Annotated in this window: 13 protein-coding genes; all 13 read right to left on the minus strand. The window is 65.7% G+C overall.

Translation table 11 applies throughout. The features are described 5' to 3' along the window. Positions 1–7 precede the first annotated feature (7 nt). On the minus strand, positions 8–952 hold the full coding sequence (locus DAD99_RS02970; protein ID WP_193340265.1) for an N-acetyltransferase: 945 nt from the start codon (positions 950–952) through the stop codon (positions 8–10). A gap of 108 nt (positions 953–1,060) precedes the next feature. After that, entirely contained in the window at positions 1,061–2,560 is a 1,500-nt protein-coding gene (locus DAD99_RS02975) for an NAD(P)/FAD-dependent oxidoreductase (protein ID WP_193340266.1), read from the minus strand. A gap of 38 nt (positions 2,561–2,598) precedes the next feature. Beyond that, positions 2,599–3,975, minus strand: coding sequence for a S8 family serine peptidase (locus DAD99_RS02980; RefSeq protein WP_193340267.1), 1,377 nt, complete (start codon positions 3,973–3,975; stop codon positions 2,599–2,601). A 35-nt stretch (positions 3,976–4,010) separates the two neighbouring features. Next, a complete protein-coding gene (locus DAD99_RS02985; protein ID WP_193340268.1) occupies positions 4,011–4,958 on the minus strand; it encodes a Ppx/GppA phosphatase family protein in 948 nt (315 codons plus the stop codon). After that, positions 4,955–5,626, minus strand: coding sequence for a DUF501 domain-containing protein (locus DAD99_RS02990; RefSeq protein ID WP_185262923.1), 672 nt, complete (start codon positions 5,624–5,626; stop codon positions 4,955–4,957). The genes DAD99_RS02985 and DAD99_RS02990 overlap by 4 nt, the downstream gene beginning before the upstream one ends. Before the next feature lie 28 nt (positions 5,627–5,654). Continuing rightward, on the minus strand, positions 5,655–6,320 hold the full coding sequence (locus DAD99_RS02995; protein WP_193340269.1) for a septum formation initiator family protein: 666 nt from the start codon (positions 6,318–6,320) through the stop codon (positions 5,655–5,657). Positions 6,321–6,455: 135 nt separating this feature from the next. Continuing rightward, positions 6,456–7,736: a phosphopyruvate hydratase gene (gene eno / locus DAD99_RS03000; protein ID WP_056343550.1), complete on the minus strand. Its 1,281-nt coding sequence runs from the start codon at positions 7,734–7,736 to the stop codon at positions 6,456–6,458. Positions 7,737–7,867: 131 nt separating this feature from the next. Continuing rightward, positions 7,868–8,452, minus strand: coding sequence for a MazG nucleotide pyrophosphohydrolase domain-containing protein (locus DAD99_RS03005; RefSeq protein WP_185263682.1), 585 nt, complete (start codon positions 8,450–8,452; stop codon positions 7,868–7,870). A 118-nt stretch (positions 8,453–8,570) separates the two neighbouring features. Further along, the gene (locus DAD99_RS03010) at positions 8,571–9,722 is read right to left on the minus strand and encodes an adenosine deaminase (RefSeq protein ID WP_193340270.1); all 1,152 of its coding nucleotides are present in this window, start codon (positions 9,720–9,722) and stop codon (positions 8,571–8,573) included. Positions 9,723–9,761: 39 nt separating this feature from the next. After that, on the minus strand, positions 9,762–10,490 hold the full coding sequence (locus DAD99_RS03015) for a DedA family protein (protein WP_193340271.1): 729 nt from the start codon (positions 10,488–10,490) through the stop codon (positions 9,762–9,764). 105 nt (positions 10,491–10,595) lie between these two features. Further along, positions 10,596–11,225 carry a DedA family protein gene (locus tag DAD99_RS03020; protein ID WP_193340272.1) on the minus strand — a complete coding sequence of 210 codons (630 nt, stop codon included), beginning with the start codon at positions 11,223–11,225 and terminating at the stop codon, positions 10,596–10,598. Positions 11,226–11,229: 4 nt separating this feature from the next. Continuing rightward, positions 11,230–12,543 carry a thymidine phosphorylase gene (locus tag DAD99_RS03025; protein WP_193340273.1) on the minus strand — a complete coding sequence of 438 codons (1,314 nt, stop codon included), beginning with the start codon at positions 12,541–12,543 and terminating at the stop codon, positions 11,230–11,232. Further along, entirely contained in the window at positions 12,540–12,956 is a 417-nt protein-coding gene (locus DAD99_RS03030; RefSeq protein WP_185262916.1) for a cytidine deaminase, read from the minus strand. Before DAD99_RS03030 ends, DAD99_RS03025 begins: the two co-directional genes overlap by 4 nt. Positions 12,957–12,959 lie beyond the last annotated feature (3 nt).

Genomic DNA, 12,959 nt, shown 5'->3' on the forward strand with positions numbered 1-12,959 from the left:
TATCCCGTCATTTGCCCGCAAGCGGCGCGGCGTACCGGAACGTTCCGTGGACCCCGCCGGGCCAGACTGCCAATGGGAGCAGCTGGAAGTGGTCACCCCAGGCCTCGTCGGGCGGCAGCACGCCGAAGGACGCGGCCGGGACAAAGCCGAACCGCGGGTAGTAGTCGGTGCTGCCCAGCAACGCAATCCCGCCCTCCCCTGCTGTGTTGGCCCGCGCGATGGTGTCATTCATGAGGGCGCTGCCGATCCCATGGCGCTGCAGCCTGGGAGTCACCCCGATGGGCCCGAGCCCAAGCAACCCGTAGTCGCCCACCCACCCGCGCGTGCTGATCACATGGCCGACTATTTCGTCGTCGATCACGGCCACCACGCTGAACCCGGGCAGGTACTCCTCGCAGTCGAAGAGCTGGCGGAGCATCTCTACCTCCTCAGGCTCCCCGTCCACCAGCAGGCCTGTGATGGGGGAGACCGCGAAGGCATCGGCCGTCAACGCGAGGATCTTGTCCCTGTCCGCAGCCGTCTCGTTTCGGAGGAGCAGCGCGGGCCGCGGCACGTGCCTGCTGGCCGCCGACAGCTCAGCGAGTAATTCGACGGCGCGTGGCGCGTCCGCCACCGGCACCAACAGGTGGTCATGGTGGAAGCCGGCCAGCACGTTGCAGCTGATCCTGGCGTCGGTCAGGGCTTTCCCGACGGCTGCGGTCAGGCCGACAGCTTCCAGCGCGGAGTGTACTTCGAGGGTGATCCACGCGGCCACAAAGTCGTAGTGCAGCCCCAGGCTGTCCGCCCTTTCCCGGGGCAGAACCACCGTCAGGCCCTCGGCCTCGCGCACGGCAGCTTCGATTCCGGGCTCAAGTGGCCTGCCATGCGGCCACAGGACGTAGACGTACTCCCCCTCCCGCAGTACCGGTTTCAGTGTTGCCAGCAGGGTCTGGAGGTTCTTTTCGCCAGTCATGGTGCCAGTCTAGAAGGGACATTCGGCGGGATACACAAAACAGCGGCCATCCCCCTTAAGGGGACAGCCGCCGTCGGGCGTTACAAATGCTGCGTCAGGATGCCAGTGTTACTTGGCGTCCGCGGTGACCGACTGTTTGGGGTCCACGCTGGTGGCCTCCGCAGAGCCCGGCTTTGCCGCCACTGCGGATGCGTCCGGCGTGCTCGCCGCCGGAGCAGGCGCAGCTGCAGCCGGCTTGGGAGCCGGTGTGGCGGCGGCCAGGAAGGCACCGCGCGGGTTATCGAGGTCGATCAGCTGGGTGGTGTCGCGGCCCATAAAGAACGCGAGGATCCAACCCATGATGACTCGGACCTTGCGCTCCATGGTGGGCATGGCCATGCCGTGGTAGCCGCGGTGGGCCAGCCAGGCGAGCGGGCCCTTGAGGCCTATGCGGCCCACGAGGTTGATGTTCGCAACACCCTTCCACTCGCCGAAACCAGCCACAGCACCCAGGTTCTTGTGCTTGTAGTCCTTCAGCGGCTTGTCCCAGCGCGAAGCCCACAGGTTCTTGGCGAGGCGCTTGGCCTGGCGCAGTGCGTGCTGGGCGTTCGGGACGCAGGTGCCGTCCGGCAGTCCGCTACCCGTGAGGTCCGGCACTGCGGCGATGTCACCGGCGGCCCAGGCGTTGTCGATGATGCCTTCATCGCCAGCGATGCGGAGGTCCGGCAGGACACGGACGCGGCCGCGCGGTTCCAGCGGGAAGTCGGAGGAGCGGATCATCGGGTTGGCCTGCACGCCGGCAGTCCAGACGAGCGTGTCGGCTTCGAATTCCTGGGCCAGGGACTTGTCCGGGAGGTTGATGAGCTTCAGGGAGCCCTCAGCGCTGTCCAGGGAGGTGTTCAGCAGGACCTCGATGCCGCGGCTGCGGAGATGCTCCACAACCCACTCGGCCTGCGGCGCAGTGACCTCGGGCATGATGCGGCCCATGGCTTCAACCAGGACGAAGCGCACTTCTTCCTGACGGATGCGGGGGTTGTTCTTGACCGCGGCGCGGGCCAGGTCTTCCATTTCGGTGATGCACTCGATGCCGGCGAAGCCGCCACCAACGACCACGAAGGTCAGTGCCTTGGCGCGGGCAGCCGGATCCGCGATGGTGGACGCGGCTTCGATACGCTCCAACACCTTGTTGCGAAGGGCCACAGCCTCTTCGATGGTCTTCAGGCCAATGCCCTTATCCGCCAGGCCCTTGATCGGGAAGGTGCGGGTGATGGCGCCTGCAGCCACCACGATGTCGAAGTAGGGGATCTCGATGTGTTCTCCGCCATCCGCGGGCGCCACGACGGCGGTGCGGTTGGCGTGGTCGATCGAGGTGACGCTGCCCTGGATGAGTTCAGTCTGCTTCAGGTGCTGGCGGTGCGAGACCACTGCGTGGCGGGCCTCGATGTTGCCGCCGGCCACTTCGGGCAGGAAGGGCTGATAAGTCATGTAGGGCAGTGGATCCACGAGGGTGACGATGCCACCGGCATTCGCGATCTTCTTCTGCAGTTTGAGTGCTACGTACAGGCCGACGTATCCGCCGCCGACGACGAGTACCCTGGGACGGTCCTGGAGCTCTGGGGTGGTTGCCATGATTTAAGGATACAGCAGTTTGTGAAAATCTTCACTAACTACGTTTTGCCGCCCGAATCAACGGTTTGGAAGGCTCCGGTGTCCGGTTCTTCGAGCGCCGTTCCTGGGTTTCGGGCCGCCCGGCGCAGCTGTACGACGGCCGCAGCGATGATCGCCAGAAATAGTGCCACTGAACCGACCACGACGGCGGCGCCAACGGCGCTGTCACGCTGTGAGGGCGCCTCCGCCGCGGGTACAGTGGGCTCGGGCAGGGTGGGAACGGCACTGGCCACTTCGTCTGTGGGCACCGGCGCCGGTGCACCCAGGTTGCCGCGCCGGTGTACCCTGATCCAGTCCGAGATGGAACCGAGCGGGTTGGTGGCGGCTTCCGGTACGGAGTCCTTTAGGGCGGCCTCGGCGTTCAGCACGCCAAAGCCGTACAGCGGGTCTTTTCCGGCAGGACCGGCGTCCTTGGCCGTGCTGACGATCCGGTTGATGACCTGTTTGGCGCTCATCTCGGGCCACTTGGAACGGATGAGTGCTGCCACGCCGGCAACGATCGGGGCAGCTCCGGAAGTTCCCGCCCATTCCGCATAACCACCGCCGGGCAGCCCGCCCAGCAGGTTTTCAGCCGGGGCCGCCACGCCGATGCTGATCCCCTGGGAAGACGAGTCGACGCTCGCCATGCCCTTGCGGTCCAGGCCGGCAACCGTGAGGACGCCGGGGATGGTGGCCGGCGCACCCACCTGAAGGTTGCCGCCTATCCGGTTTCCGGCGGCGGCCACGATGACCACATCCTTCTGTTCGGCATAGAGGAAGGCAGCATCCCAGCTCTGGGGCCACTGCGGCGTGGTGCTGCCCAGCGAAATGTTGATGACTTTGGCCCCGTTGTCCACGGCCCAACGGACCGCTTCCGGGATCTGGTCCTGATCGCTCTTGCCCGCGGGGTTGGTCGATCCGAGCCACGTTGAGACGGACAGGATCTCAGCTTCAGGAGCCACCCCAATCATGCCGTCCGGCCCGGCGGTGGCAGCTGGGCCTGGACTGGGCGATGCGGTGGCGCCTGCCGGCTGGTGTCCGCGGCCGGCCAGTATGGTGGCGACCAGCGTCCCGTGTTCAGGCTTTACGCCCAGGCTTTTCTGGCCGTTGGGGCTGCCTGCCCCGGACACGTCGAAGCCTCCGGTGACGGCGCCCTTCAGGTCCGGGTGCTGGGCGTCCACACCGCTGTCGATCACCGCGATTTTCACACCGGCACCCTCGGAAACCTCCCAGGCCTTCGTGATTCCGGATTCGCCAAGCCAGTACTCTTTGTCCCGTTCAGCGTCGGCCCTGGCCGCAGGCGCAAAAGTCAGTCCGGCGGCCAGGCTGGCGCCGGCAAGGGTTATCGCCAGGAGAGCTGACGCGGCCCGGCGGAACCGTGCGTTTGCTCTGGTCATATGGGTTTCCCATGCTTGGTTGGCTGATGGCCTGGTTACTGGAGGCTCAGGGCAATTCCGTCAAGAATATCGTGTTCGCTGGCCGTGGCCGTCACGATCCGGCCGGCGGTGAGTTCATTCAGCCGCTCGAGGATGCGCCGCCACACCAGTCCGCCGGCGCCCATAACGTCAACGCGGCCGGGGTGCATGTACGCCAGGCCGGCCCGTTCTCCCCTGGTCATGTGCAGGAGGTCGGTGGCGGCTTCGGTAAGGCTGCCGATGGACAGTTCCGTCCCGTGGATGGCCGCCGGCGAATACGCCGGCAGCCGCAGGGCGTGGGCGGTGATGGTGGTGATCGAGCCGGCCACCCCGACGACGGCGGTGGCGCGTTCCAGGGGAACGTCCAGCCCCGCCAGGGTGATGGCGGCGTCGACGTCGGCTTCCGCGGCGGCGATCTGTTCCGCCGTGGGCGGATCGTTCTTCAGGTGCCGTTCGGTCAGCCGGACGCAGCCGACATCCACGGACTTCGCGGCCGTGACTCCGCCGGCGGTGCCGAGGACGAACTCGGTGCTTCCGCCGCCGAGGTCAACTACCAGCACGTGCTCGCCGTCAAGGATGGGCAGGACGCTGCTGGCCCCGGCGAAGGACAGGGCAGCTTCTTCATCACCCGAGATGACCTCAGGCTCAACGCCCAGCAGGTCCCGGATCCCGTCGACAAAAACCTGGCGGTTGCGCGCGTCCCGGCTGGCCGACGTTGCTACAAAACGGATGGACTCCGCACCGTGTTCGCGGATCATTGCGGCGTAATCCGCGGTGGCCGCGAAGGTTCGCTCCAACGCTTCAGGGGCGAGTTCGCCGGTGGCGTCCACGCCCTGGCCCAGCCGGACAACCCGCATGTCCCGGACGACGTCGGTGAGCGTCGTTGTGCCGTTGCTGCGGTCGATGCCGGCGATGAGCAGGCGGAGCGAGTTCGTGCCGCAGTCGATGGCGGCGACGCGGGTCATGCCCCTGCCTCGTCAGTGGCTGCGGTGTTGCGGACCGGAGCGGGCCGGCCCACGATTTCCGGCAGGCCCTGGGGTCCGTGCCGGCTGAGATCCTTTGACGGGGCCTCCCCTGCGGTGTCCCAGGCGCCGTCGCAATAGCAGCGGTCCGCCGTCCACCATTCGCTGATTCCGGCAATGGCCTCATCTCCCAGCGGATTCACGCCGGGCCCTGCCGCGAGTGAGTGGCCCACCAGGACGTGGAGGCATTTGACCCGGGTGGGCATGCCACCGGCGGAGATGCCGTCAATCTCCGGGACGGCTCCGATGCCGGAACGCTCACCTATGGCCGCGCGGGCCCCGAGATAGTCCTCGTGCGCTGCACGATAGGCGGCCGCAAGCGGCTCCTCGTCGTTCAGGCGTTCGTTCATGTCGTTCATCAGCCCGGCGGCTTCCAGCCGGGAAACCGCGGAGGTGATGACGGGATGCGTCAGATAGAACGTGGTGGGAAACGGTGTGCCGTTGCTCAGCCGCGGCGCGGTGGCAGCGACGAGGGGGTTGCCGCAGACGCAGCGCGCCGGGATCTCCACCACATCGCGCACGGGCCGTCCCAACTGTCTGCTGAGTACTTCAAGATCATGTGCTGATGGCTGGCGGGACTTCTCCGGCGCAGTCGCCGTGTTTTTTTCCACTGGCGCGGGCCATCCTTCCTCTAGCTGTTCAGTCTGTGGCTGCACGCCTGATGGACTCCCACAGGGAATCCACCCACGGCAGATCGGCGGGGTCTTGTGCTGCTGTGGCGGTCAGGCTACTGCTTGTTCCGGCCGGCAGATCGGTGCCGAAGACCCAGTAGCCGGATTCACCCGGCATAACCATGTTAATGCGGTCGCGGGCCTGCTGTTTCACGTAGTTCGGATCCTGCCACCGTGAGATCTGCTGCCGCAGGCCGTCCTGCTCGGTCTGGCGGGCGGCGATATCGGCGCTGAGGGCGGCGAGTTCGGCGCGTTTGTCGAAGAAAATCTTCACCGTGGGCGCCAGCATGATGGTGATGGCAATCACAACCACAGCGAGTGCCAGCATGCGGCCGGAGAAGGCCTTGGCGGGCACCGGCTGGGTGTCATCGTGCGTGGTGTCGGGCTTCGGCGTCTTGCCCGCGGTGTTACGGCTGTGTCCGCTCCCCTGCCCTTTACTGGCCGGGAGCCTGGTGTCCGATGCGGACGTTCGGGCGCTGAACGCCTGGCCGGTTTTGCCTTTGGTCCCGCTCTTTGCGCCGCTGGCTGTAGCGCCAAAATCGGCGCGGATGACGCCGCCGGCTTCCGCGGCCGGGTCCGTTGTGGCCTGATGCCTCGAAGCGGCCTTGGGAACTTTGGGACGGCGGGTAGCCATGACACTCCTGAAACGTACGGCCTGCCTCTGGCCGCATCTCTGCGCTTGATGCCGGCTCTATCAATGCCGGCTAAAACAAAAACCGGTGGCTATGGTCTTTCAACCATAGCCACCGGTCAGAGGTTTACGCGGCTACTAGCCCTTGAAACGCGGGAAGGCGCTGCGGCCGGCGTAGCGTGCGGCGTCGTCGAGTTCCTCTTCGATGCGCAGCAGCTGGTTGTACTTGGCAACGCGCTCGGAGCGTGCCGGCGCGCCGGTCTTGATCTGGCCGGCGTTGGTGGCCACCGAGATGTCGGCGATGGTGGTGTCCTCGGTCTCGCCGGAGCGGTGCGAGGTGATGGTGGTGTAACCGGCGCGCTGGGCCAGGCTGACGGCGTCCAGCGTTTCGGTCAGTGAACCGATCTGGTTGACCTTGACCAGCAGCGAGTTGGCGGTCTTGGTGTCGATGCCGCGCTGCAGGATGGCCGGGTTGGTGACGAAGAGGTCATCGCCCACGAGCTGGACCTTGTCACCGATGCTGTCGGTGAGGGTCTTCCAGCCGTCCCAGTCGTTCTCATCCAGGGGATCCTCGATGGAAACCAGCGGGTAGTCTGCCACGAGCTCGGCGTAGTAGGCGCTCATCTCGGTGGCGGACAGTGCCTTGCCTTCGAACTGGTAGGCGCCGTCCTTGAAGAACTCGGAGGAGGCGACGTCCAGCGCCAAGGCGATGTCCTTACCCGGGGTGTAGCCGGCGTTGGTGATGGCTTCCTGGATCAGGTCCAGGGCGGCACGGTTGGACGGCAGGTTCGGCGCGAAGCCACCTTCGTCACCGAGGCCGGTGGACAGGCCCTTTGCCTGCAGGACGGACTTGAGGTTGTGGTAAACCTCAACGCCCCAGCGGAGGCCCTCGGAGAAGGTCTCTGCGCCGATCGGGACAATCATGAATTCCTGGATGTCTACGTCGGAGTCGGCGTGGGAGCCACCGTTGAGAATGTTCATCAGCGGAACCGGCAGGACGTGCGCGTTGGGGCCGCCCAGGTACTTGTACAGCGGCAGGTCTGCGGAGGCGGCAGCTGCATTGGCAACGGCCAGCGAAACGCCCAGGATGGCGTTGGCGCCGAGCTTGGCCTTGTTGGGCGTGCCGTCCAGATCAATCATGGCCTGGTCGATGCTGCGCTGGTCGGTGGCGTCGAAGCCGGTCAGTGCCGGAGCGATCTGGTCGATGACAGCGTCAACGGCCTTCTGGACACCCTTGCCGAGGTAACGTCCCTTATCTCCGTCACGGAGCTCAACAGCTTCATGCTCGCCGGTGGAGGCACCGGAGGGTACTGCCGCGCGGCCGATCTGGCCGTCGGAAAGCAGTACTTCAACTTCTACGGTCGGGTTTCCGCGGGAATCGAGGATTTCGCGGGCGTGGATGGCATCGATAAGCGCCATGGATGTGCTCCTTATGGGCGATTTTGGGGGAACGAACAGCTGGAAAAAGCGTTAAATCTGGGACGTCCTCGTCAGGACCAAGCCTAGTCGAGAGTGGTGCAGGTTACGGAACTCTATCCATCACCCGGACGTCATGATGGTGCCACGAACTGCCGCCGGATGGCGCCACGAAGGGCGCGTTCGGCGTCGAATCCGCTGGCACGTGCGGAGCCGACGACGGCGAGCAGCAGGTCGCCGAGCTCCTCCTCCGTCGTTGCGGTCTCCACTTCCGGGGTTTCCCTCCCCGATCGCTCAACCACAGATCCGGCCCGCTCGGCCCGGTCAAGGAACTTCTGCGCCTTCGCCAGGGCCGGCAGTGCGTCCGGGATCCCTTCAAAAGGCCCCGTACGCTCCGGACGTTCCGCGGTCTTCACGGCGTCCCACTTCCGGACGATCTCCGCCACCGAGGCAGGGAAACTGTCCTGCAGCGTGCCGTCGGGCCGGAAGACATGCGGATTGCGGCGGACCATTTTGGCACTCAGCCCGCGTGCGACGTCGTCGAACGTGAATGTGCCGCGCTCTTCGGCGAGCCGGGCGTGCAGCACCACCTGAAGCAGCACATCGCCCAGTTCGCCGCGGAGCTCGGCGTCACCCGCGCCGGTCTCGATGGTCTCGGCAACCTCGAAAGCCTCCTCCAGGAGGTACTCCACCAGCGAGGCATGTGTAAGGGCGGCCATCCACGGGCAGTGCTCGCGCAGCTGGGCTACGATCCCCAGCAGCTCCCCCAGCTCGCAGGCTCGCCCGGGGACCCCTGCCGCCGTGGGCCCATCCAGGAGCCGTTCCATGGGAGCCTGCTCAGCCAAGGTTGTCGTAGGCGTCGTTGATGTATTCCACCAACGCTTCCTTCTCTTCAAGCGGCAGGAAGGATGCCTCGGCAGCGTTAAGCGTGAGCTCCAGCAGATCGTCGAGGTCGTAGTCGAAGGTTTCCACGAGGAGCTCGAACTCGTCTGTCAGGGTGACACCGCTCATCAGCCGGTTGTCGGTGTTGATGGTGACGTTAAAGCCCAGCTGGTACAGCATGTCCAGCGGGTGGCTCTCGATGCCCTCGCCAAAACCGGCGATCGCTCCGGTCTGGAGGTTCGACGACGGGCAGATTTCCAGGGCGATGCCGCGGTCGCGGATCCAGCTGGACAGGTCGCCCAGGGTGACCAGGCCGATGTTGTCCTCGTCGCTCTCCGTCCTGTCGTCGTCTTCGTCGTCGAACTCCACCATGATGTCCTCGGCGATCCGGACGCCATGGCCCAGCCGCAGTGCCCGGCCGTCAACGAGGGCGGACTGGATGCTTTCGAGCCCGGCGGCTTCGCCGGCGTGCACGGTCGCGGGGAAGTTGTGCTGGGCGAGGTAGGTGAAGGCGTCCTTGAACCTGGACGGGAGGAAGCCGTCTTCGGCTCCGGCAATGTCAAAGCCCACAGCGCCCTTGTTGCGGTGGCGGACAGCGAGTTCGGCGATTTCCTGGCCACGGTCTGCGTGGCGCATGGCTGTGATCAGCTGACCCACCTGGATTTCGCGGCCGCTCTCGGTCACGGCGTCCACGCCGGCTTCGAGGCCTTCCTGGACGGCTTCAACAACCTCGTCCAGGGACAGGCCCTCTTGGAGGTGCTGCTCCGGCGCCCAGCGCACTTCGCCGTACACCACTCCGTCGTCCGCGAGGTCTTCGACGAATTCCTTGGCGACGCGGATGAGGCCTTCCTTCGTCTGCATCACGGCGACTGTATGGTCGAACGTCTCCAGATACCGCACCAGTGAGCCGGAGTCCGCGGATTCGCGGAACCACTCGCCCAGGGCAACAGGGTCGGAGGAGGGCAGCCTGTGGCCAACGGCCTCGGCCAGTTCGATGATGGTGGCTGGTCGGAGACCACCGTCCAGATGGTCGTGGAGCGAAACCTTAGGCAGGCTCTTCAGGTCGAAATCGATGGCAGGGGCAGCGTCAACAATAGGCTCAGTCACCTTCCAACCTTAGGGTCGGCAGGCGCCTTATGCCAGCCGCTACTTTCCGCGTTGCTCCGCATCAGCCGGCGCCGGGGCCACCATCGGGGCAGCCGCTTTGTGCGCCGGCAGGGCGCCTTCCGGCCCGCCGTCGAGCCATTCATCCACGGTTTCGGCGTCATTGCGCGCCAGACGCTTATGCCACCAACGCAGCAGGTGGTCGATCAGGACGCCGAGGACGATGGCGAACACCACGGCAATGCCCGCGCTGAGCAGTGGGTTGTCGTGAAGCCACGGGAAGGAACTGGCCAGCAGCCCGATGCCGATGGAATACCCTACCCAGGTGAAACAGGCGAAAGCGTCCAGCAGGAAGAACCGGCGGTGCGCAAAACCGGTACTGCCGGCCACATAGTTAACCGCCACCCGGCCCCAGGGAATATAGCGCGCCGTGAAAATCAGGACGGCGCCGCGCTTTTCGAGTTCATACCGTGCCCAGCCAAAGGCCTTCTGCACCTTGGGTCGGCGCATCCACTTCCAGCGGTCAAGGCCGATCCTGCGGCCAAGCATAAAGGCCATGTTGTCACCGGCCATGGCACCGATCAGAGCAGTCGCGCCCAGAATCCAGAGATTCGGTTCACCGCTGTGCCGGGAAAACGCGGCCAGCGCCACGATAAGGGTCTCGCTGGGAACCACCATGGCGAAGCCGTCAATGAAGAAGAACACAAGAAGGACCGGGTAGATCCACCATTGGCCCGCTGCATGGAGCACGGCCTCATTAATAAACTCCACGCGGGTCTTGCTCCTAGACGAAATGATGCAGCCGGAAGTGACGTTAATCGCTCTTCAGTGTCCCATGCCCGGGACGTCGCCCGCTACGCTCGGACGCCGCAAACCCTAGGCTTCCGGATCCTTCAGCCGCTCCACCACAGGAACCTTTCCCCGGATGCGGTTAATGATCAGATCCACCAAGATTCCAAGGCCCACAGCGCAGACGATTGCGATGGCCGCGCCGAGCAGATGGTTGTTTTCAAACCACTGGCCGAAGAACAGCCCGATACCCACGGAGTAAGAGGCCCAGAGCGCGGCGGAAAGCACCGTCAGGCCAGCGAAACGCCGGTGCGGATAGCGGGTCACGCCGGCCGTGAGATTGACGGCAACCCTGCCGATGGGAATGAACCGCGCCACGAGGATCAGCGACGCCGGCCGTTTCCTGAGCTCGTCGCCTGCCCAGCGGAACGCCCCTTGCATACGCGGTCCGCGCATCCAGTGCCAGCGCCGGGTACCCACCCGGCGCCCGATGAAGTAGGCGATGTTGTCGCCTGAGAAGGCGCCCAGGGCCGCGACGGCCATCAGCATCCACGGATTGGGGACGTCCGCGGTGGCGGCGACTGCGGCCAGGCCCACCACCACGGATTCGCTGGGGATCGGCGGGAAAAACCCGTCAATCAGGCAGCAGGCCAGCACAAGGAGGAGAACCCACGGCTGCCCGGCGGCAGTGAGGATAAAGTCATTGATGGCCTGCATTGTCCTATGCTATTCGGTCGATGATGAGCTGTTGCGCCGGGCGTGCCCCTTCCGGGGCGATCGTCACGGCGCGTTCAAGGGCTTCCTTGGCGCGGGCGAACTTATCCGGCGTGTCCGTGAGCAGCGTCATGAGCGGCTCACCGGCACGGACCATGGCACCGGGCTTTGCGTGCATGCGGATTCCGGCCCCTGCCTGGACGGCGTCCTCCTTGCGGGCGCGCCCCGCCCCGAGACGCCATGCCGCAACGCCCACTGCCAGCGCATCGAGCTCAACCAGGACACCATCGGCCGGGGCATAAATGACCTCGGATTCCCTGGCGACCGGCAGCTTGGCGCGCGGGTCTCCGCCCTGCGCCTCGATCATCCGGTTCCAGACGTCCATGGCGCGGCCATCATTCAACGCGGCGCGCGGATCGGCGTCATGGACGCCGGCGCAGGCCAGCATCTCTTCGGCCAGCCGGACGGTGAGTTCGACGACGTCCTCCGGGCCGCCGCCAGCCAGGACCTCCACGGATTCGCCCACTTCGATCGCGTTGCCCGCGGTGAGGCCGAGCGGGGTGCTCATGTTGGTCAGCAACGCCACGGTGTTCACGCCCGCGTCCTTGCCAAGGGCCACCATGGTTTCGGCCAGTTCGCGTGCCCGGGCCTCGTCCTTCATAAACGCCCCGCTGCCCACCTTGACGTCCAGAACCAGGGACGCCGTGCCTTCGGCGATCTTCTTACTCATGATCGAGGAGGCGATCAGCGGGATCGCCTCCACCGTGCCGGTGACGTCACGCAGTGCGTAGAGCTTCTTGTCCGCGGGGGCCAGCCCCGCCCCGGCAGCGCAGATCACGGCGCCGATGTCCTGAAGCTGGGTCATCATTTCGCCGTTGCTGAGGGCCGCCCGCCAGCCGGGGATCGACTCCAGCTTGTCCAAGGTGCCTCCGGTGTGGCCAAGGCCGCGGCCGGACAGCTGCGGCACGGCCACGCCGAACACAGCCACCAGGGGAGCCAGCGGAAGCGTGATCTTGTCTCCCACTCCCCCGGTGGAATGCTTGTCGGTAGTGGGTTTCAGGCCGCCGTCGGGCCGCCGGAGGCCACTGAAGTCCATCCGTTCCCCCGAGGCGATCATGGCGGCCGTCCAGCGCGAAATTTCGGCACGGTCCATGCCGTTGAGCAGGATGGCCATGTTCAACGCGGCCATCTGTTCGTCCGCGATGACCCCGCGCGTGTAGGCGTCGATGGTCCAGTCGATCTGTTCCGGGCTGAGGACGCCCCGGTCCCGCTTGGTGCGGATGATATCGACGGCATCGAATGCCTCAGTTGCCTGTGTCACCTTGGGTCCTCCAGGTTTTGGGGACCAAAGGCGTCGGGCAGCACCTGGTCCATGGTTTTGATGCCGTGGGTGGTCATAAGCTCCATGTCGGGGGCGCGGAATTCATAGAGAAGTTGCCGGCAGCGGCCACACGGCATCAGGACGTTTCCGGCGGAGTCCACACAGTAGAAGGCGCGCAGCAGCCCACCGCCGGTCATGTGCAGGTTTCCCACCAGTGCGCATTCAGCGCACAGGGTGAGCCCGTAGCTGGCGTTCTCCACGTTGCAGCCGCTGACCAGCCTGCCGTCCTCCGTGATGGCCGCGGCCCCCACCGGAAACTTCGAATACGGGACATAGGCCTTTTTCATGGCGTCTACGGCCGCCGCCTCGAGGGCCCGCCAATCGACGCCGAGCGAAGCCCGATGCTGTTCCATGGC

The sequence above is a fragment of the Pseudarthrobacter sp. AB1 genome, from assembly GCF_014926485.1.
Lineage (GTDB): Bacteria > Actinomycetota > Actinomycetes > Actinomycetales > Micrococcaceae > Arthrobacter.